The 19,467-nt window shown below is 72.9% G+C and carries 11 protein-coding genes and 1 tRNA gene; 5 read left to right on the forward strand and 7 right to left on the reverse strand.

The features are described 5' to 3' along the window. Positions 1-304: 304 nt before the first annotated feature. Positions 305-718: a DUF3592 domain-containing protein gene (locus tag AAH979_RS13130; RefSeq protein ID WP_346258336.1), complete on the forward strand. Its 414-nt coding sequence runs from the start codon at positions 305-307 to the stop codon at positions 716-718. Positions 719-1,036: 318 nt separating this feature from the next. Here the strand turns inward: AAH979_RS13130 and AAH979_RS13135 are convergent. Beyond that, positions 1,037-1,120 (reverse strand) — tRNA-Tyr (locus AAH979_RS13135). A gap of 145 nt (positions 1,121-1,265) precedes the next feature. Here AAH979_RS13135 and AAH979_RS13140 point away from each other — a divergent pair. Then, positions 1,266-1,760, forward strand: a complete 495-nt coding sequence (locus AAH979_RS13140; protein ID WP_107269378.1) for a YajQ family cyclic di-GMP-binding protein — start codon at positions 1,266-1,268, stop codon at positions 1,758-1,760. A gap of 368 nt (positions 1,761-2,128) precedes the next feature. On the opposite strand, the gene AAH979_RS13145 is transcribed toward AAH979_RS13140, so the two are convergent. Further along, on the reverse strand, positions 2,129-3,394 hold the full coding sequence (locus AAH979_RS13145) for an MFS transporter (protein WP_346258337.1): 1,266 nt from the start codon (positions 3,392-3,394) through the stop codon (positions 2,129-2,131). 240 nt (positions 3,395-3,634) lie between these two features. On the opposite strand from AAH979_RS13145, the gene AAH979_RS13150 reads away from it, so the two are divergent. Beyond that, positions 3,635-5,308 (forward strand): right-handed parallel beta-helix repeat-containing protein, encoded by a 1,674-nt coding sequence (locus tag AAH979_RS13150; RefSeq protein ID WP_346258338.1) that lies wholly within the window; start codon positions 3,635-3,637, stop codon positions 5,306-5,308. Positions 5,309-5,335: 27 nt separating this feature from the next. Here AAH979_RS13150 and AAH979_RS13155 read toward each other — a convergent pair whose 3' ends face one another. From AAH979_RS13155 to AAH979_RS13175, 5 genes are read right to left on the reverse strand one after another with little or no spacing between them, the layout of a single operon-like run. Beyond that, positions 5,336-5,758 (reverse strand): hypothetical protein, encoded by a 423-nt coding sequence (locus AAH979_RS13155; protein ID WP_346258339.1) that lies wholly within the window; start codon positions 5,756-5,758, stop codon positions 5,336-5,338. Between the two features lies 1 nt (position 5,759). Continuing rightward, complete coding sequence (locus AAH979_RS13160) at positions 5,760-7,271, reverse strand: hypothetical protein (protein WP_346258340.1); 1,512 nt, start codon at positions 7,269-7,271, stop codon at positions 5,760-5,762. Position 7,272: 1 nt separating this feature from the next. After that, the gene (locus AAH979_RS13165; RefSeq protein WP_346258341.1) at positions 7,273-16,818 is read right to left on the reverse strand and encodes a toxin glutamine deamidase domain-containing protein; all 9,546 of its coding nucleotides are present in this window, start codon (positions 16,816-16,818) and stop codon (positions 7,273-7,275) included. Then, the gene (locus AAH979_RS13170; RefSeq protein WP_346258342.1) at positions 16,799-17,143 is read right to left on the reverse strand and encodes a hypothetical protein; all 345 of its coding nucleotides are present in this window, start codon (positions 17,141-17,143) and stop codon (positions 16,799-16,801) included. Before AAH979_RS13170 ends, AAH979_RS13165 begins: the two co-directional genes overlap by 20 nt. After that, positions 17,140-17,550, reverse strand: coding sequence for a YbaB/EbfC family nucleoid-associated protein (locus tag AAH979_RS13175; RefSeq protein WP_346258343.1), 411 nt, complete (start codon positions 17,548-17,550; stop codon positions 17,140-17,142). Before AAH979_RS13175 ends, AAH979_RS13170 begins: the two co-directional genes overlap by 4 nt. 47 nt (positions 17,551-17,597) lie before the next feature. Here AAH979_RS13175 and AAH979_RS13180 point away from each other — a divergent pair, with 47 nt between their 5' ends. Then, positions 17,598-18,716, forward strand: coding sequence for a S8 family serine peptidase (locus AAH979_RS13180; protein ID WP_346258344.1), 1,119 nt, complete (start codon positions 17,598-17,600; stop codon positions 18,714-18,716). Then, positions 18,677-19,429, forward strand: a complete 753-nt coding sequence (locus AAH979_RS13185) for an SUKH-3 domain-containing protein (protein ID WP_346258345.1) — start codon at positions 18,677-18,679, stop codon at positions 19,427-19,429. The genes AAH979_RS13180 and AAH979_RS13185 overlap by 40 nt, the downstream gene beginning before the upstream one ends. Positions 19,430-19,467: the final 38 nt, after the last annotated feature.

Raw genomic sequence — 19,467 nt, forward strand, 5'->3', positions numbered from 1 at the left:
ATCTATCCTGCTGCTCACCTGACATCGTGCCGCCCACGATCCGCCGACAGATGTTAGCGGCCAGTTGGGACCCCCACTGACGGCCACGTGGTGAGGGAGTTGCCTGGCCACCAACGGTCACGCTGCGTTGATGGGTGGGTAGAAGGCCGTGCGGTTCGGGAAGGTTTGCCGACTGCGGAGTGCCCTGATCGGGACCTGTCAGGCGAGTTCAGGAGACGATCTCGGCATCCCGGAGTTCGCAGGGTCCCTGTAGCCTGCCGCGAACGGTCCGGTCGATGGGCCGTGCTGGCGACCGGGAGGTTCTGTGGACGAGCTGTCATTCTTGGTGGTCCTCGGGGTCTGCCTCATCTTGGCCGGGATCGTTCTGCTGGTCAGATCCTGGCTGTTCCGTGCCCGCGTGGTGCGCGTCTCCGGGCGGATCACCAAGCTCAACGTCATCTTTGCAGAGAACGGGAACCACATCCGGGACGCGACCGTCGAGTTCATCACCCAAAGCGGGCGCGAGATCACGACCAAGGGCGGCGACATCGGGCGGCGGCGCCTGCGTGAGGGAAGCCCGGTCACAGTTCTGTACGACCCCAAAAAGCCCACCCTTGCCTATATCGAAGGTACGTCGATGCGCGGCGGCTGGGTCGGCGGAATGTTGATCTGTTTCGGGCTATGCAACATCCTCGCCCTCGTCCTGATCCTGCTCTTCGGCCCTGAAGGAACGACGTGACGCGGCACGCCCCTGTCTGCCAGTCGCGGACGGCCCTGGGCGGCGAGCGGCTTCTTTGTCGTTGACGGTGTCCTCTCCCCCGTCGATGCAGTTCACGAGACGCGTAGCAGGACGGCGACGCCGTGCCCGGCGCCGAGCGACCTCGGTCGGCGGGACGCCAGCGTTCAGCCAGAGGGAGGCCGCCGCGTTCAACGGCCTAACTTTCTCCACGCATTCTCCGTGGGTGTCCGCTGACGCCCAGACAGTGCCGTTGATGCCTGGACAGACGAGAGCGGCCCTTGACCGGCGTTTTGGCTGGTCAAGGGCCGTTTTTGCACCTGGTGGCGGGTAGAGGATTCGAACCTCTGTAGCTTTCGCGACGGATTTACAGTCCGCTCCCATTGGCCGCTCGGGCAACCCGCCAGGGCGTGCCGCCACGCGTAACGCGGCAGCGGAAGCAAGGATAGCGGTTGCATCGGGCAACCGTGCAAGCGGGTACCGTCGGCATGTCGTACCGCCGCCCGGCGGGCCCGTACATCTTCACGTCGTCCACAGCAGGAGCGGAATCATGGCAGCCAACCCGTCGTTCGACATCGTCAGCAAGGTCGACCGGCAGGAGATCGACAACGCCCTCCGGCAGACCGAGAAGGAGCTCTCCACCCGCTTCGACTTCCGGGGTACCGGCGCCGACATCTCGTGGTCTGGCGAGGAGGGGGTCAGCCTCCAGGCCGAGACAGAGGAGCGGGTCAAGGCGGCCCTGGAGGTCTTCAAGGAGAAGCTGGTCAAGCGGAACATCTCGCTGAAGTCCCTGGACGCCGGTGAGGCGCGCCCGTCGGGCAAGGTCCACAAGATCGACTGCAAGATCATTCAGGGCATCGACTCGGACAAGGCCAAGGCGATCAGCAAGAAGATCCGCGACGAGGGGCCGAAGGGCGTACAGGCGCAGATCCAGGGTGACCAACTCCGGGTGACCGGCAAGAAGAAGGACGACCTCCAGACGGTGATCTCCCTGCTCAAGAGCGAGGACTTCGGCGTCGCCCTCCAGTTCACCAACTACCGGTGACACCTGCCCGATCTGTGCCAGTGACCAGGGCGAAGCACCTCGCCAAGATCGCGGGCACGGATCGGGACCAACTCGTGTCGGCAAGCCACCCACCGCCGCCGCCCGCATCGGCCGCCCGGCGCCGTCCTTGGCAGGCCAGCCGTGATCATGGCCCGGGAGTGCTGGCCCGGGGCCATGCCGGCGATCCGGCGTAGGGCGGCATCTTTCGGGACGGCGGAGGGCCGGAGGATCCGGACCGAATCCGGTACGCATCGTCGCCGACGACCTCCTGCCGGACGTCCGGGGCGGCAGCCGCTGACTGGAGGCCGCCCAAGGCCCGGTCGGCGACACGCGCGGCGAACCCGGCTGCCTCGCAGCGCGGGGCCTCCTCAGCCTTCGGTGGCGAGCGCCTGCTCCAGGCGTACCTCGGCTTGGGCTTCGGCGCGGGCGATCGAGCCGGTGGGTAGCGCCGCGACCACCGCGGCGGCCGCCACCGCCGCACCGGCGAAGATGAAGGCCCACGGTACGCCGACCTGGTCGGCCAGTACCCCGGCCACCGCGCCGCCGGCCGCGCTGGCGCCCACCGCCACGGTCACCACCCAGGTGTACGACTCGTTCAGCATGCTCGCCGGGGAGATCCGGCCGACCATGGTGTTCTCCAGGGTCAGCGCGGGGGCGATGGTGGCCCCGCCGACCACCAGTGCGACACCGAGCGCGATCGGGCCGGGCATCACCGCGAAGACCACGAAGGTCGCCGCGAGCAGGCCGAGGAGCTGCCCGAACTGGCGCGCGGCGTTCCGGGCCGGCTTGCGGGTGCCGAACCAGAGGCCGCCGAGCGCGCTTCCCGTCCCCCACGTCGCCAGCAGTACCCCGGCCACGCTCTCCGCGTTGACCGGGTCGTGCGCGGAGGCGTACGCCGGCACGGCCACCCCGGCGGCACCGAACGCGATCCCGAGGCCGGCCACGCAGAACAGCAGCGCCGGGAAGCCACCGACCCGGAGCGGGCCGAGACCCTTGGCGTGACTGCCCCGGGGGTGGGGCCGCCAGCCGCGCATCACCCGGCCGAGCGCCACGATGCCGGTGCCGACCAGGGTCACCACGGCGGCTCCGAGCAGCGCGGCGGCCGCGTCGGCCAGCAGCACGAAGGCCGCGACCAGCAGCGGGCCGACTACGAATACCACCTCGAAGAGTGTGGTCTCGGCGGCGAGCGCGGTGTTGCGCAGGGCGTACCGGCCGGAGGCGGGGTCGGTGAGGTCGTTCCAGGCGCCCCGGATGGCGGCGCTCAACGGTGGGTACGTCGCGCCGGCCACCGCCGAGGCGGTGAAGATCAGGGCCAGCGCGTCCGAGCCGGCGCGGCTGGCGAGCAGCAGCCCGACCAGGGCCACCGGGTGCGCCACAGCGGTGACCAGCAGCACCGGGCTCGGCCCGACCCGGTCGGCGATCCGGCCGGCGACCGGGCTGAGCGCGGCACCGGCGAGCGCGTACACCCCGCCGGCCACGGCGGCCAGCGCGTACCGGTCGGTGACCTGCTCGACGACCATCAGCAGCGCCAGCGGGGTCATGCCGATGCCGAGCCGGCCGACGATGCCGGCGATCAACAGCATCGGCGCACCCGGAATTCGCCACACTCCGAGGTACTGACGCAGCGCGGTCACAGGCGTGAACCCCCTCGGGTCGCGGGTGTAACGAGTGGATGACCTTCCGACCCTAACGTGAATGCCCCGCCGCGCTGAACCTGATTAGGACCACGTCACCCCCATCGCCGCCGCGCTGGGCTCCGGCCCGGCCGCCAGCGTGGTCTGGACCGGGTTCCGGTGCGATAAGGTCAGCATCGGCTGCATCGACCCGCCGCCGGTCCCCTGCCCCCGTCCGGTTCCTGATCCCCCCACGGAGCGATGACGCACACCCTGCTCGTCTCGGCCACCCAGTCTGACGCGTACCCCACCATCGCGGACGCACTCGACGGGGCGCCGGACGGCGCCACGATCCTGGTGACCCCCGGGGAATATCTGGAGCACCTGCGCATCGAGCGGGCGAACGTGGTCATCGGCGTCACCGGTGAGCCCGGGTCGGTGACCATCCGCGCCCGCCGGGCCGACGAACCCGTCGTGGAGTGCCGGGACGCCACCGTCGAACTGCGCGAACTCGTCCTCGCCTCGGCAGACGCCCCCGCCCTGGCAGTCTTCGGCGGTATGGTCCGGGTGGTCGACACCGAGGTCTCCGCCGGTCGGGCGGTCGCGATCCAGGTGGGTCCGCGCAGCGAGTTCGAGTTCACCCGGGTACGCGTCACCGGCGCGCAACGGGGCATCCTCTGGGACACCTGCGCCGGCACGGCGGTCGGCTGCGAGATCACCAACGTGGTGGAGGACGGCCTGCTCATCCGCTCCGCCGACCCGACCATCCGCAACTGTACGGTCGCCGAGTGCGGCTACCGCGGCATCTACGTCTACGACTACTCCCGCCCGCTGCTGGAGAACTGCGAGGTGGCCAGTTCCGGGCTGGGCATCGCGGTCGCCCAGGAGAGTTCACCGACGCTGCGGCGCTGCCGGGTACACGATGTGCGGGGCCTGGGCATCACGGTCGGTCCCGGCTGCGGTGGACTGATCGAAGACTGCCACACCGAACGGACCGCCGCCCCCGGCATCCAGCTCAGTCCGGGCGCGACCGCCCAGGTGACCACCAGCGAACGCGGCCTGCCCCGCTCGGTCGGCGCGGGCGAGGCCCCGACGACCCGAAGCGATCCCCGGCGGATCGAGGAACTCACCGGTGAACTGGATCGGCTGGTGGGACTGCCCGGGGTCAAGGCCGAGGTGCGGGCGATCATCGACGAGATCCAGGTCAACGAGTGGCGGCGCAGTGGCGGGCTCTCCGTCACGCCGAGCAGCAACCACCTGATCTTCGCCGGTGCGCCCGGCACCGGCAAGACCACCGTCGCCCGCATCTACGGCCAGCTCCTCGCCGCGCTCGGCGTACTGCCGAAGGGCGGGTTCCGCGAGGTCAGCCGCCGGGACCTGGTCGGCCAGTACCTGGGCCACACCGCCGAGAAGACCTCGGCCGCGTTCGAGGCGGCGCTGGGCGGCGTACTCTTCATCGACGAGGCGTACACGCTCTCCCGCTCCTTCGGTTCCGGCGGTGACTTCGGGCAAGAAGCGATCGACACGCTGGTCAAACTGATGGAGGACCACCGCCACGAGATCGTGGTGATCGTCGCCGGCTACACCGACGAGATGCTCGGCTTCCTGGCCGCCAATCCCGGGCTCGCCTCGCGGTTCAGCCGGACGATCGAGTTCGAGAACTACACCGCCGTCGAGCTCGCCGAAATCCTCACCAGGATGGCCGAGAACCACGAGTACGCGCTGGCCCCGGAGGTCGTGGTCGCGGCCCGGTCGCACTTCCAGACGGTCCGCAAGGACAAGGACTTCGGCAACGCCCGGGACGCGCGCAAGCTCTTCGAGGGCATGCGCAAGGCGCAGGCCCAGCGGCTGCGCCAGTTGCGGCGGGTACCGAACGCCGAGGAACTGCAACTCATCACCCTGGAAGACCTCGCCCTGGTCATCCAGGCGGCCTGACCCGGCCGCCGCCGACTCCGCGCGGGTTCAGCCAGACCGGGGCGTACGGCCCTCGCGCAGCAGCCGGCCGATCCGGTCCAGGATCTCGTCGTCCACCTCGGCTGGCCACTCGTAGCGCCGTTCCTCGATGTGCGCGAGGAGTTCGGGCTCGGGCGGCACGCCGTACCGCTCGGCGAAGTAGGCCAGCGACTCCGGCCACACCCAGCGGCCGTCGGTGTGCAGGTGCGCCGGCACCACCTCGGTGTGCTCCGGATCGAGCGGGTCCGGATCGTAGCCCCAGTTCGCGACCACGACGGGCGACTCCCGGAGGTACGCGACCACCGCCGCCCGTTCGGCGTACTCCAGTCGCCGCGCCGGCGGCACCGGCCGGCCCGCCCGGTCCCGGTCGAACCGGACGGCGGCGAATCGCGGCTCGTCGTCGGCGGGCGCGCTGTGCGCGAGCGGCGGCATGTCAACGACCATAACGGGCCAGGAAGCCGGCCAGCCGCCGCCGGTGCCGGTCGCGGTCGGCGGTCAGCCGGTCCCGGACGAACTGGTCCGGCCGGCGCTGGTGGTGCTCCCGCCCGCCCGCCGTCCAGATCGCGCTGGCCGGGACGGCGGCGCCGCCGGGCGGGAGAAACCTCAACGCCTCGTCGATCGCGCTCGCGGCGCCGACGAGCAGCCGTACGATCTCCTCCTGGTCCACCGGCCACGATGGATCGGCCTCGTCGCCGGCACCGGAGCCAGGACCGGACCAGTCCGCGCCCGGCTCGTCCCGCTCGCCTCGCTCGTCCCGTTCGCCCGGCTCGTCCGAGCCGGCTGGGATGCCGAGGCTGTCCAGCAGCATCTGGTAGCCCTCGGCGACGCCCAGCCACTGTCCGGCGTCGATCGCCTCGGACGGCCCGTCTTCCGGGTAGCTGAACTGGTACGGCGACTCCGGCGGCACACCCGGCCGCTGGGGCAACCGCAGAGCGAACTCGCGGTGCCGGCCACATCCGTCACACGGTCCCGCGTAGCGGACCAGTAGTTCCTCGTCGTCGCTCCGGACGACGTCGAGCTGGCCCCGGGGGAAGAGCGCAGACCCGCACACGCACGGGTGCAGGTCGAGATAGAGGTGTGCCTCGGCGAAGGTACGCACCGGAATCACGGCCTCCGCTGCCGGTGCTCCGGCCGGCACCGAACCGGTCGCCTCCACTGTAGGCACGGACCCGGCCGGCAGGCCGCCCGCCGGTCCGGGCGAGTCCTGGCGGGTTACCGGTCCGGGCGGGTCCTGGCGGGTGACCGGTCCGGGCGGGTCCTGGCGGGTGACCGGTCCGGGTGGCTCCGTTAGCGGGTCGGGCAGGTCGTAGCGGGTGACGAAGTCGGCCAGCCGGCGCTGGTAGTCAGCCCGGGCCGCGTCGAGCCGGGCCCGGCGGAACAGCTCCGGCCGGTCGGCCCGGAGCCGCTGCCCCAACGTGGTCCAGCACGCCGTCGCCGGCACCACGTCGTCCTCCGGCGCTCCGTCGACGGACGAGGGTGGTGATCCGTCTGCCGGTGCCGGCAGAAACTTTGCCACCTCGTCCGCCGCCGCCCGCGCTGCGTCCCAGGCGCCGTGGATCGCCCGGTACGTCTCGTCGTCCGGCGGCGCGCCGTCGAGCTGGGCCAGCCCGGCGCGGGCCAACTCGGCGCTGGACAGCTCCAGCAGGCACCACTGGCCGGCGTCGATCAGGGTCGACCGCCCCTCGCCGTACGACAACCGCGACTCGTCCCACGCGCTGGCGTCAGGCACCGGTACGACCACGTCGATGGTGTGCTGCCTGCCCTGGTAGGGACCGTCGAAGCGGAGCAGGTAGGTATCACCGGAACGGTGCAGGCTGGTGAACCGGGCGAAATCCACCCATTCTTCGCCGGGTGGCAGGCTCAGTTCGACGAAGGCGTACGCCTCGGCCAGGGTGCGTGCCTCGGGCCGGCCGGCTGTCTCCGCCATCGGGTGTGCCTCGGTCATCTCAGTCACCAAACAGTACCGGCCGGTCCGGCAGCGTCACCGGACCGTCCTGGAACGGCGCCGGCCGTTCCGGCTCGGGCAGCGTCTCACTGATTCGCTCCAGCTGCTGCAGTCGGTGGAAGATCGACACCGTCCGCCTCCTCAGGTGGTCGGTGTCGAAGGTGAAGACCGCCAACTGCTCCTCCGGGGCGGTGCCGAAGAAGCGCTTGCGCAGTTCCGTCCGGGTCTGGGACAGCACGGCCTCGTTGCTGTCGAAGGAGATGTTGCTGGCCTCCTTCGCCCCGCTGAAGCTCAACACCTGGCCGATCGTGACCGCCGGGTTGGAGGTCGTCGCGCCGACCACGATGCTCGTGGCGGTGCCGATGCTCTGACCGGCGGCGTCCGCGCCGAACTTCGTCCACCGGCTGCGCGCGCCCGGCAGCCCCACCGGCATCGCACTGAGCCGGTCGACCTCCTGGCGGAGCCAGGCGTGCACACCGGCCACGATCTCGTCCGGTGTGCCGGTCGGGTCGACCCGCAGCATGTGGGCGACGTCCGAGTTCACCCGGTACGCCATCAGCGTCCCGCCGTCGGTCTGGCCGGTGCCCAGTTCGAACGTCAGGCTCTCCGGCCGCCCCTTGGCGCCCCGGAAGAGGAATCGGAAGGTGTGCTCGGCCCCCGCGACCGGCTCGATGCGCCCGCCGCGCGGCAGTTGACGTGCCGCCGCCACCTCCCGGGCGACCTCGGCGAGCAGGTCGGGCTCCGGCACCGCTCCCAACTGGGCGCGCATCGTCACCACCTGGGCAGCCGTACGGGGATCCTGGGCGAGTCGCTCCTCCAGCTTTCGTACCCGCTGTTCCAGCCCCTGCACCGCCGCGCGCTGCTCGTCGAGCGACCGGCGCAGGTCCGCCGGGCACACGTCGTCCTCTTCGGTGTCGAACGCCTTCCGCAGCGCGATGTCGTTCACCCGCATCTGGTGGAAGCGGGCGCTCCACCGCTGCCCGAGGTGCGCGACCGCGCTGACGCCGGTCATCAGCCCCCACAGCGGTCCGCTCAACGCGGCGATCGCCGCCGCGCCGGCCAGCCCGACCCCGGTGGGCAGGTAGTCCTCCAGCAGCCGACGCTTGCGTGGCAGTGGATGCTCCCGGTCGAAGAGAATGTTGTCGCAGACATGCTCGATCGTCCGCTGGATCTCGTCCGGAGCGGCGTCGACATTGACGGTGAACTCGAAACGGCCGCGCTTCAGCCGACGGGCCGTCGGGACGACCGGCCGGTTGCCTTCGACGGTACCGAAGGTCAGGGTGAGCGACACGTCGCGCTTGATCCCGATCCGGTCCGACCGGAACACCCGGGTGCCGGGGTCGCGCTCGGCGTCGTGGTCGCGCTCGAAGCGGTGCCGGTGTCGCCGGTTGACCCGCTGGATGGCCCGCGCGGCGGCATCGATGGCCTGCTCCGTGGCGGCCGGCGTGGGCCCCGCCCCGCCAGTCGTGGTCGCGGTCCCGGTGGGCGCGGGGGCAGTCCCGGTGGGCGCGGGGGCAGTCCCGGTGGGCGCGGGGGCGGTCCGGGTGGGCGCGGGGGCGGTCCCGGTGCTCGCGGGGGCGGTCCCGGCGAGTTCGGACTCGATCGCCTGGGCGATCGATTCGCCGCCGCGGGCCAGCGCCACAATCTGGTTGGCCATCGGCCGCCGCTGTCCACCCGGCAGCCGCGTACTGTAGGCGGCGTCGTGCCGTTCCCGCAGGTCACGCAGCACCTCGTCGCGTCGGCCGGCGGCCCGGTCGGCGAAGACCTGGACAATCGACCGGGCGACGGCCGATTCGCCGAGTACCTCCCCGAAGTGGCTCAGCGCCAGGTTCCCGACCGGCACACTGGGCAATACGCCGGTTCCGGTAGCGGTGGCGCCCTTCTCCAGGTGGCCGACAACCTCGGGCGCGGCCAGGCTCACCTTCTCCTGGCGTCCGGCCACCTCCTTCAGCGCCGCCCGAACGGCCTGCTCGAAGTCGTCCGGGCTGGACCGGGCGAGGTCCGGAGGAACCCGGAACGTGATGGCGGGATCGTCGAACTTCACCTCGATCTTGGACCGGTCGGCGGTGTCGGCCACCTCGACCCGTACCCGCGCGTCGTTCCCCTCACCCTTGATCCTCAGCCGGTACCGGTCCTCGCCGAGGTGTCGGACCCGGAGCAGGTGCTCGACCGGCTTCTTCTTGCGGTCCTGGTCGATCTGCTCGATCGCCAGGCGCACCCGCCGACGGAGTGCCCTGGCGTTGTCATCGTCGATCGCGGGCGACGATGACGGCGCGGGCGAGGGCGCCGGGGTGGGCGGGCCGGGGACGACCAGGTCCGGCCTGCCCGCCGTACCTCTCGCCAGCTCGGTGGCCTCGGCGAAACCGCGATCGACCAGGCGTTGTAGCCCGCCGTCCTCGATTCCGGTCCGGTCGGTCCGCAGGGCCAGCCGCCGATCCTGCTCCCGCTCGGCCTTGTCGAGCTTGCTCCACCGGTTGACGCCGCCCTGCGTGATCATCTCCACACCGGCCACCACGGCACCCTTCACCGCGAGCGCGGGCACCCCGAGGGCGGCGGCGACTCCGGCCATGGTGGCCGCGCCGGTGGCGGCGGGTGCGCTGGCGATGACCCGGTCCCGCCAGCGCCGCGACACCTCGGGCGGCCGGGCGGCCTGCTCCGCGATCTTCTTCTGGATGACCGCACGCAGTTGGTTGCGGAATTGTGCCCAGGTCGGCACCAAGGCCGGCGCCGCGCCGGTGGAATGGTCGAGCAGGGCCGGATCGACCACCAGGTCGAAGTGCCGGTCCTCGGCGGTGTTGCGGATCTCGATCCCCCGCCCGTTCGGGACGGCGTCGGAGCGCAGCTCGACCGTGAACGCCACCCGTCCTGGCTTGGCCCAGCCGGCCGGAAGCACCCGGAACACCTTCCCCCGTCCGGCCGGCACCGGCGTGATCAGTGCGATCGTGGGGTCGAACAGCGTCCCTGAGAGGGCCTTCCGGGCGACCGCCACGGCCGGATCCGGGTCGAGCGTCCAGTCCCGTTCCTCGGTGAGCAGACGGTACGCCGACGTGGAGAGGCGCTCCCGCGCCAACTCGACGCGCTCGTCGCCACCGGGGAAGCCGTCCCGCAGCCCGTACCGCTGGATGAAGTCGCGGATCTCGGCCCGGAGCCTGGTCCGTTCGGCTCCGGTCGTCGTCGGCAGCAGTAGGGCCATCGCCTCGAATGTGCCGAGGTTCGCGGCGTCCTGATCGGTCAACCGCAGCCGGCGGACCGCGATCGGCTGGTCGACCAGGGCGTGCGTCTCGCCTGCCGACGCGGCCCCGATGACCCTGGTGTGGGCGTACAGGAGCGTCCCGGCCAACACCCGGTTCACGCTCGCCTGGTCCAGACCGTCGAGGTGGTCGTGGAAGAACTCGATGTCGTGCTCCCGGTCCGGACCGATGTGCAGCGCGAACGCCTCCGCACCCGGGCCGTGTGGTGCCGTACGCAGGTTCAGCCGGTACGGCGCGCCGTTCTGCGGCCGGATCTCGACCACCTGCGGGTCGGGCACCGCCACGTGCTGGATCCCGGGGGCACCGGTCAGCCGGCCGGCGACCTGCTGGGCCGCCGTCTGCAACCGGTCACCGAGTCCGGGGTCCACCGCTGACGACCTGGCCGGCAACCGGTCGGCCACGCCCGTCAGGTCGAGCCCGGACAGGTCGAGCGGGGTGCTCCGGACCGAAACCTGCTGATGGCCTGGTACGTCCACCTCGACCCGGTACGCCTGCACGGTCAGCTCGCCACGGGCCAGTGCCCGGTGTAGCGCGTCGAGCAGCTCCGGATGCTGGCGCAGGTGCTCGTGCAGCTCCCGGCTGGTCTCCAAGACGTCCCGGACGTAGGCCGGGGTACCCCGTTCGGCGAGGCTGCCGTCCTGTAGCAGGTGGCGGCTGCCGCTGGTCCGCCCGGTCTCCAGCACCACCAGGCGCTGATTGTCCGGATCGAACCCGGCCACCGCGAACGCCCCCGGCGGGCGTGGGCCGGTACGGCCACCGGTCAGCTCGGCACTCCCATCGATGCCGAAGTCCTCGGCGAGAATCCGCCGGGCCACCGTCTGGGGTGCCTCGGCGCGGGCTTGTCGCACCGCCGACTCCAGCCGGTGGTGTTGCCGGACCACCGCCGCCAGCTCCGTCAGCTGGGCTGGGGACGGCGGGCCGGCGGGCCGGGCGAGCAGCTCGGCGAAGGTCGCCGTGACGTTCGGCTCGGCAAGCTGACTCAGGTCCGCGATGCCCAGATCGGTCATCAGCGGGTTGAGCCTGCCCCGCCGGAGGTGTTCGAGCCGCATCCCCTGCAACGCCAGCATCGGTACCACCTCGCGGGCCGGACGGCTACGAGCCGGGCCCGGCGGACCGGCGACGGCCCGGTGCGGGACCGGCCGGCTCCGCGCAAGGAGCGGATCGCGAACCACCTCGTCGGTGCGCGCCGACCTCAGTTCGAAGCTGTCCTCGTCCCGGTACGTGCCGGCGGAGTCCCGCTCGTGGTGCAGCCGGCCGGTCTCGTCGTCGCGGTAGGTGTACGGCCGGTCGCCGTACCGGTGCAGTCGCCGGTCGTCAGTCCGGTAGGTCCCCGACAGATCGCCGCTGAGATGGCGGTGGTCGCGCAGGTCCGGCGGCAGCAGCGGCCGGCCGGGCGGGCCGGCGGCGGCCGCGCTCGGTCCGGTGGCGGCCGGACCAGTCGCGGCCGTCGGACCGGTGGGCGTCGGACCGGTGGGCGCCGGACCGGTGGGCGCCGCCGTCGGGCGGCTGGCGGAGCGGGAGGAGCCGATCCGCAAGCCGGACGGTGCGAAGGTCCGCCAGGCTCCGTCCGGTGGATGCTTCGGCTGGCTGGAATCGCGGGGATCTGGCTCGGCCACCACCGCGGTACCGTCCAGGAAGGACCACACCTTCGCGTCGGCGCCGGTCACCTCGTGTCGCCGGCCCAGGTCGAGCAGGCGCCTGGCAAGCATGGAGGCGAGCGAGCGCCGACCCCGGGGAGCCAGCCCGGTGTAGCTTCCCACCAGCACGACCCGGTCGGTGCCGAGGTCCAGATCGCCGGACTGGACCAGCTCCGTCACCGCGTGGACGAAGTCGCCTCCGAGCATCCGGACATCGCCGACGCCCACCTCCCCGCCACGCTGGGCACGCAGGACAATCTTGACCACGCCCGGCTCGGGGCGCAGCGCGTCGGCGCACCGGCGGTGCCGGCGCTCGCCCGTCAGATCGAAGCCCGCCGGGATCGCACGCAGGTTGGCCCGCACCGCCCGGACCGCCTCGGCACCCCCGACCAGTCGTGGCGGACCACCCGGACCGGGCTGCCGGCCCGGCACCTCCGGCGGGCGCCGCCGGGCCGGCTCAGCCGGCCCGGCACCGTCGGACCGCTCCCCGTCGGGCCGGACGGCCGGCTGCTCCCCGTCGGGCCGGACGGCCGGCTGCTCCCCGTCGGGCCGGACGGCCGGCTGCTCCCCGTCGGGCCGGACGGCCGGCTGCGCGGTGTCCGGCTGGGCGGGTGGTCCGTCGCCGTTCGTCCCGGTGTCGGGCTGCGGGACAAGCAGCAGGTTCGGGTTCGGGAGCCGGCCGGGCAGGGGTGAGCGGAGAGAGTCGGCGTACCGCCGTACCGCTGCGGTGAACTCGGCGTACCTGGCGGACAGCAGCTCGTCGGGAACCAGATCGACGCCGTACCGGCCGTCCGGGAGCTTCATCCGGGCGCTGATCGCGAAGTGCCGCCAGGAGCCCGGGGCGGTGCTGCTGTCGAGGACGTCGCCGACCCGCAGGACGTACTTCCACGTCTCGTACCTGCGCAGCGACTCGATGCCGCCGGGCGACTCGTGGAAGACGTGCGCGATCATCATCAGCTGGTCCAGCACCGCCTGGCGCCGCTCGGTGATCCGTTCGAGTTGCGCGCCGAAGGCGAACCGGCGCTTCCCACCGACGGAGACGTACGCCTCGTCGTCGGCGTAGTCCGCGACGAGCTGTTCCCGGGCGGCCCCCACCAGGTGCCGCGCCCGGGTCAACGGATCGCTCGCGGCGACCGCCGCCTGGTGGTGACGGTCGCCCTCGTACAGGGCCCGGGTGCGCAGCCGCGTGAGCTCGGTTTCCGAGGAGTCGGCGAGCTGCCGTACCTGCTCCTGAAGGTCGGTCGACAGGCCGGTCAACAGAGCCGCGCGTTCCGCCGGGCCGGACGCGAAGCGCAGCCGCCGGGCGAGGACCAGCGTCTCGGCCGTCCGGAACAGTTCCTGTCGCAGCGCCGCCGCGCGTTCCGGCGGAACCCGGTCCAGCGCGTCGACGCTGCCCGCGACCCGCTCGCTGTGCACCAGTACGCCCATCCGGTAGTGGCTACGCCACTGTGGATCCACCCTCGCCAGGTGCTGCTCCGCGGCGAGCAGCCGCCGGCCGGCGTCCGGGCCGCGTACCTCCAGGTCGACGTCGCTCTCCGGGTTGCTGCTGCCCGCCCCGAAGGGCCGTACGCCCAGTTCGGCCGGGAGCGACTCGTACAGCCGACGCCGGTGGTCGACCAGGGCCTCGACCAGCCGCTGCCGTTGGTCGTCGGGAATGGCCGCCGCGAACTCCGTCCCGGCGGTGATCTGCGTGATCCCCTCCGCCCAGCGCCCCATCAGCCGGACCAGTACCCGGGCTGCGGCGTCGTCGCGCTCGATGGTCCGGGCCGCCAGCGCGGCGATGTCGACCGCCGGCTGTTCCGGGCGGGCCGGCGCCGCCAGTTCCCCGTCCGGGTACGGCGACACCGGCTCGCCGTTGGCGTCCAGCGGCAACGCCCACACCTGGTCGGTCTGTCCCTGATAGAGCGGCGCCTCGTCGGAGATCCGGCCGGTTTGCGGCTCGACCCAGACGACGGTGCCGGTGTGGTTGACCGCCACCCACATGTGTGAGCCGCCGTCGGTCCACTGACTGATGATCACCGCCGCCGCGCCGTGGCCCTGGATCAGCAGCTGCGACCCGACGGCGTCGAGTCCGGCGGCTCCCGCGCCCTGCTGGACGAAGTCGGCGCCGAGCCATCGTTGGATCCGGGCGGTGCCATCCGCCACGCCGCGCGACAGGTCCCGGTTGAGCGCGCCGGCCACGCTCGGTCGGCCGTACCAGGTGGAGAGGAACGCGCGGACCGTGTCGGTGCAGTTGGTGGCCCGGCCGGGCCGGGTCGGGCCACCGTCGTTCAGGTAGCCGACCCAGCGTGACGGGTGTCGGGGATCCGGGTGGAGCACCGGGCTCCGCTGCTCGTCGACCGGGATCCGGCCGCTCAGCTCCCGTTCGTCCCAGGCGGAGGCCGGATCGAGGTCATCGTCACCGGTACCCGGACTCTGTGTGGCCCCGGGGCGCGGCCGGGTCGGGCCGTCGGTGCTCGGCACGCCCGCACGCCGACGCCCGGACTGGTCGGCTGGACGCAGTGCGGCGGCCACCCCGGCCAGCCCGAACCCGGTCCCCGCAGAACTCTGGTCGGACGCGCCGATCGGCCGGCCGTCAGCGCCGGCCGGCGCCATCGAAGTCCCGCTGTGCCCGCCCACCGGTCCGCCGCCGCCCGGACTGCCGCTGCTCGACGGGCCGCCGCCCGGACTACCACTGCTAGACGGGCCGCTGCCGCCCGGACCGCCGCTGGACGGGCTGCCGCTCGCGGGGCCCGTGGGTGGGGAAACCGCTGCCTGCCCCGTCGTGGCCGGGCCGGGAGCGGATCCGGTGGTACCGGCGCCCGGAGTCCCCACGCCGGAGGACGGGCCCGCCCCGGCCGGGCCGCCCGAGCCCGGCAGGCTGGGGCTTCCGGCGGTGGGTACGTGCCCACCGGGGTTGCCGGAGTGTGCCGCGATCCCGGTGGGGTTCACCGCAGCCGGCGCGACACCGGCCGGGGGGAGGTACCCGGACGTGCCGACCGGCGGCGTGGAGCCGGCCGGGCCGGTGAGCCCGCCGTGCCCCGTACCGGTGGAGCCCGGCGTGGGTGTGCTGGAGCCGGCTCCCGGCCCGGCCGGCGCGGGATCCGCCGACGCCGTGCCGCTGGACGGCGGCGATCCGGCCGACGAGGCCGGCTGGTGCGGGCGGCCCTGATCGACTCCCTCGGCGGAACGGTGCGGCGGGACCGGATCGGGTGGCGGTGGCGGTGGCGGCCCCGAGGGCTCCGGGGCGGCGGGCCGCCCGGCTCCGCCGACGCCGGAGGCATCCGGCTGCCCCGGCCCGGAACCGCTCGGCTGCCCCGGTCCGGCATCGCCCGGCTGCCCCGGGACGGGTTGGCCCGAGTCCGGCCCGGACGGATGACCCGGCCGCTCCGAGCCGGGCAGGCCGGACTGATCCGGCCCGGACGGTCGAGACGGATCCGGCCCGGACGGTCGAGACGCATCCGGCCCGGACGGTCGAGACGCATCCGGCCCGGACGGTCGAGACGGATCGGTGCCCGAGGGGCCCGGCTGTGCTGGGGACGGGGACCTCGGCTGCCCCGTGCCGGGTGGGCTGCCCGACTGGCCCGTACCCGAAGTGCCCGGCGGGCCCGTGCCTCCGACCGGACCGGCTCCCGCTCCGCTGGAATCGCGCTCCGGTGCCGGGCCGGTCGTCGGCGTCGCGGCCGGCGGCAGGCCGGTTGGCGCCGCCGGCACGGTTACCGGAGTGGGCGTGGGCAGCACCGGAATCTGCTGCCCGAGCCGCTCCAGCGCGTTGTCCCGGCCCTCGCTGATCCGCCCCCGGACTCCCTCGGCGAGCGCGGAGTTGGCGAAGTCGTCCGTGTCGATGCTCCAGTCACCGGTACGCAGCCCGTTCACGGTCGCGTTCGTCACGGTCTCCACGCCGGCCTCGTGGATGCCGTCGATCCCGGTACGGATCGCCGAGCCGAGCGGATTGTCCGGAGTACGGCGGCCCAGGATCTTGGTGAGTGGGTTGGTCCCGGCAGCTAGCCCACCCGCCCCGGCACCGGTTCCTGCCGCCCACAGCGTCCTTTCGGCGTCCAAGTCGGGCCGGTTCCCCATGCCGGCCTGGATCCCCTGCGCGGTCAGATCGGTCGCCACCTCCTGGAGCCCTTCGAGCACCGCCTCGCGCAGCGCCAGCCGCCCCACCGAGCCGGCGGCCCGGCTCAACAGCATGCGCAACGCCCCGGCGATGGCCATCCGGGCGATGCCGATCGGTCCGGCCGCGGCAGCGAGCGCCGCGCCGAAGGTGAAGAACGACAACACGATGATCGCGAAGATCTCTAGGCAGCAGGTGATGACGGCGATCAGGACCGTCAGCTTCTCGTACTCGATGTCCAACGCGGCCTGGTCGGCCTCCTGCGCGACCTGCTGGGCCAGTTGGGCGAACTTCGGCAACGCCTGGTCGACGACCTTGCTGAACTCGGCCTGGAAGGCCAGGCCGGACGGGCCACCCCAGGACACTGCCAGGGCGTTCCGCTCGGCGCTCGCCTCGACGAGAGCCTGGTTGAGGCTCGCACCGGCGTCCCGCCAGGCCTGGGCCAGCTGTCGGATCCGGTCCTCGTCCGCCTCCGGCCAGGCCGAGCCGCCCGTGGAGACCCAGACCAGCAGATCCCAGACCTGCTGCCAGGGCTCACCCCAGTCAGGCGGACCGAGCGTCATTCCCGCCGAGAAGTCTCTTCGTCCGCAGGTCCGTCTCGATAAGAGTGTCCACGCTGGTCAGCGCGACAGTGCCGAACCCGACCACCGACTCGCCGACCCGGACCAGCGCCGCCTTCAACTCGTCGGCGGCGGCGAAACTCGTCCGGTACGTCTGCCCGACCTCGTCGTTGCCCCACGGGTCACCCACCCCGTTCACCGCGGCGACCGCGCTGGCCATCGTGGCCCTCAGGCGCTCACCCGCCCCGGCGAGCCGCCCAGCGGCGCTGACCGCACCGTCCGGATCTGGTACGTGTGCCACGTATCCCGCGTCGCCGGGCTGCGTCATCGAATCGACCCCTCCTCGGGCAACCGCTCGACCATCCGCTTGATCGCCTCGTCGAAGTCGTGGTTGCGATAGGCCGCCATGGACTCCTCCGACACGTAGGGACGGCAGGCGTCGAAGACCCGACGCTGCGCCTCCTCCGCCGCCACCGCGATCGTCGCCTCGATCTCCTCGGCCAACCGGCGCGGGTCGCCGTAGTCGAGGACCTCCGGGCCGAGATCGAGCCGCTGCAACCGGCCTTCCGGGCCGACCGTGGCGGTGATCGAACCGTCCGCGGACGTGGCCGTCACCGACACCGCCCGGACCCGGGCGGAGACCTCGTCGAGCGCCGAACTGACCTGACGGAACTGGGCGGTAAGTCGCTCGGCGCGAGCCCGCAGCTCGGCGACCTGCTCACCGTCCACAGTCATGTCGCAACGGTACTGGACCTCGATCACCAGCCGCTACCCTCAGAGGCATGGTCAGCCATTCCGCGATCGCCGCCGTGGCCGGCGTACTGGCCGTGCTTCCGGCGGTGCCGGCGGCCGCGGCGCCGGGCACCTCGCTCGGCTGTCCCACCGCGGCCAACGCCACCTCGACGGTCGCCCGCGAACCGACCTGGTCGCACCACTGGCTGGCCGCGGACCGGCTCGCGCCGCACACCGGCGCGGGAATCACCGTCGCGGTGGTCGACACCGGGGTGAACGTGACGCACCCGCAGCTCGCCGGCAGGGTGCTGGCCGGATACGACGTGATCCGGGACCGGGCCGGCGCCACCGTCGACCACACCGGGCACGGCACGGCGGTGGCCAGCATCATCGCCGCCAGGCCGATGCCGAACACCGCGCTGCTGGGCCTCGCCCCGGGCGTACGGATCCTGCCGGTCCGGGTCAGTGACTGTGCCCGTACGGTCCTCGACCGCGACGTGGACCCGGCGCACCTGGCGGAGGGCATCAGGTGGGCGGCGGATCACGGGGCCCGGGTCGTCAACGTCTCGCTCGCCGTGCCGAAGAGCCACTCCGGGCTCCGCGCCGCGGTCGCGCACGCGCTGCGGCGGGGCGTCGTGGTGGTCGCGGCGACGGGCGACGCGCGGACCAGCCCGACGTCATATCCGGCGGCGTACCCCGGGGTCATCGCCGTCGGCGCCCTGGACGAGGCGGGCAACGTCGCCGGGATCAGCACCACGATGGACCTGGTGGCGCCCGGCGACGAGGTACTCGCGGCGGCGCCCCGCGCCGGGCACATCGTCTGGTCCGGGACCGACGCCGCCGCACCCGTGGTGAGCGCCACGGCCGCCCTGGTCCGAGCGGCGCTCCCGAAAGCCACTGTGCACGAGATCCGGGCCCGGTTGACGAACACGGCGACCCCGATCGCGAACGGGCCGGGGGCGGTGGACCCGTACCGCGCCCTGCGCGACATGCTCGCCTCACCGACACCGGTACCGCAGGTGGTGATGGACCTGCGCCAGCCCGATCGCCCCGGGTCGCCCTGGCCGGGCCGGGCCGGTCCCTGGGCGGCACTGCTCGGCGCCGGGGCGGTGCTGGTGCTGACCGTGCTGTGGCTGCGATCCCGCTGGCGTACGGCGGGTGGCGGATGATCGACCGGGCCGAGGCGTCGCGGTTGGCCCGGGAATGGGCCCGCCGCGAGCTGGGTAGCGAGGATCCCGGCTTCCGCGAGTTCGAGGCCGGCTACGTGGTGTGGGACCGGCCGCCCAGCACACCGGGACCGCCGCCGACCGACTCCGCTGCCGCGCCCCCGGGTGTCGGTACGCCGTCGGGCGAAGCCGGCCAGCCGCCACCACGGGTCGGCGCCGCCCGAGGTGTGCTGGACCGGGACACCGGACACTGGTCCCGCTGGCCGTCCCTGCCGATCGACGAGGTTATCCGGCTCTACCTGGCCTACCGGGCGGGTTCGACGCGGTTTCCCGAGGACGTCCGTACGATGCTGCGACTGGCTGGCTGGGTACCGGGACGCGACGGCGCGGCGCTGCTGCGGACCTGGTGCCGCCGGCATCAGATCGACGATGCCGTCCTCTTCCCGGTGGCCCGTGCGGTGGCCGCGGACTTCGGCGGCCTGACCATCGCCGGGTACCGGTTCACCCCGACCCCGGACGACCACGTCCCGCCGGCACATCCCGACCTCGCGGACCGGCTCGGCATGCGGGTGTGGCAGATCGCGGTCGGCGACAGCCGGATGCTTGTCGTCGACGAGTCGGGCGCGGTGCACCGGCGCGACCACTCGGGCGACGCGCCGTACGCCCCCACGGTCGACGACGCCCTCGTCCGGCTGGTCCGCCGGGAGGACGAGTGAACAGGCGCTGAACACCTGCCTGGTCCGGGAAGAGGACG

It is taken from the genome of Plantactinospora sp. ZYX-F-223 (assembly GCF_039649625.1).
Taxonomy (GTDB): Bacteria; Actinomycetota; Actinomycetes; order Mycobacteriales; family Micromonosporaceae; genus Plantactinospora.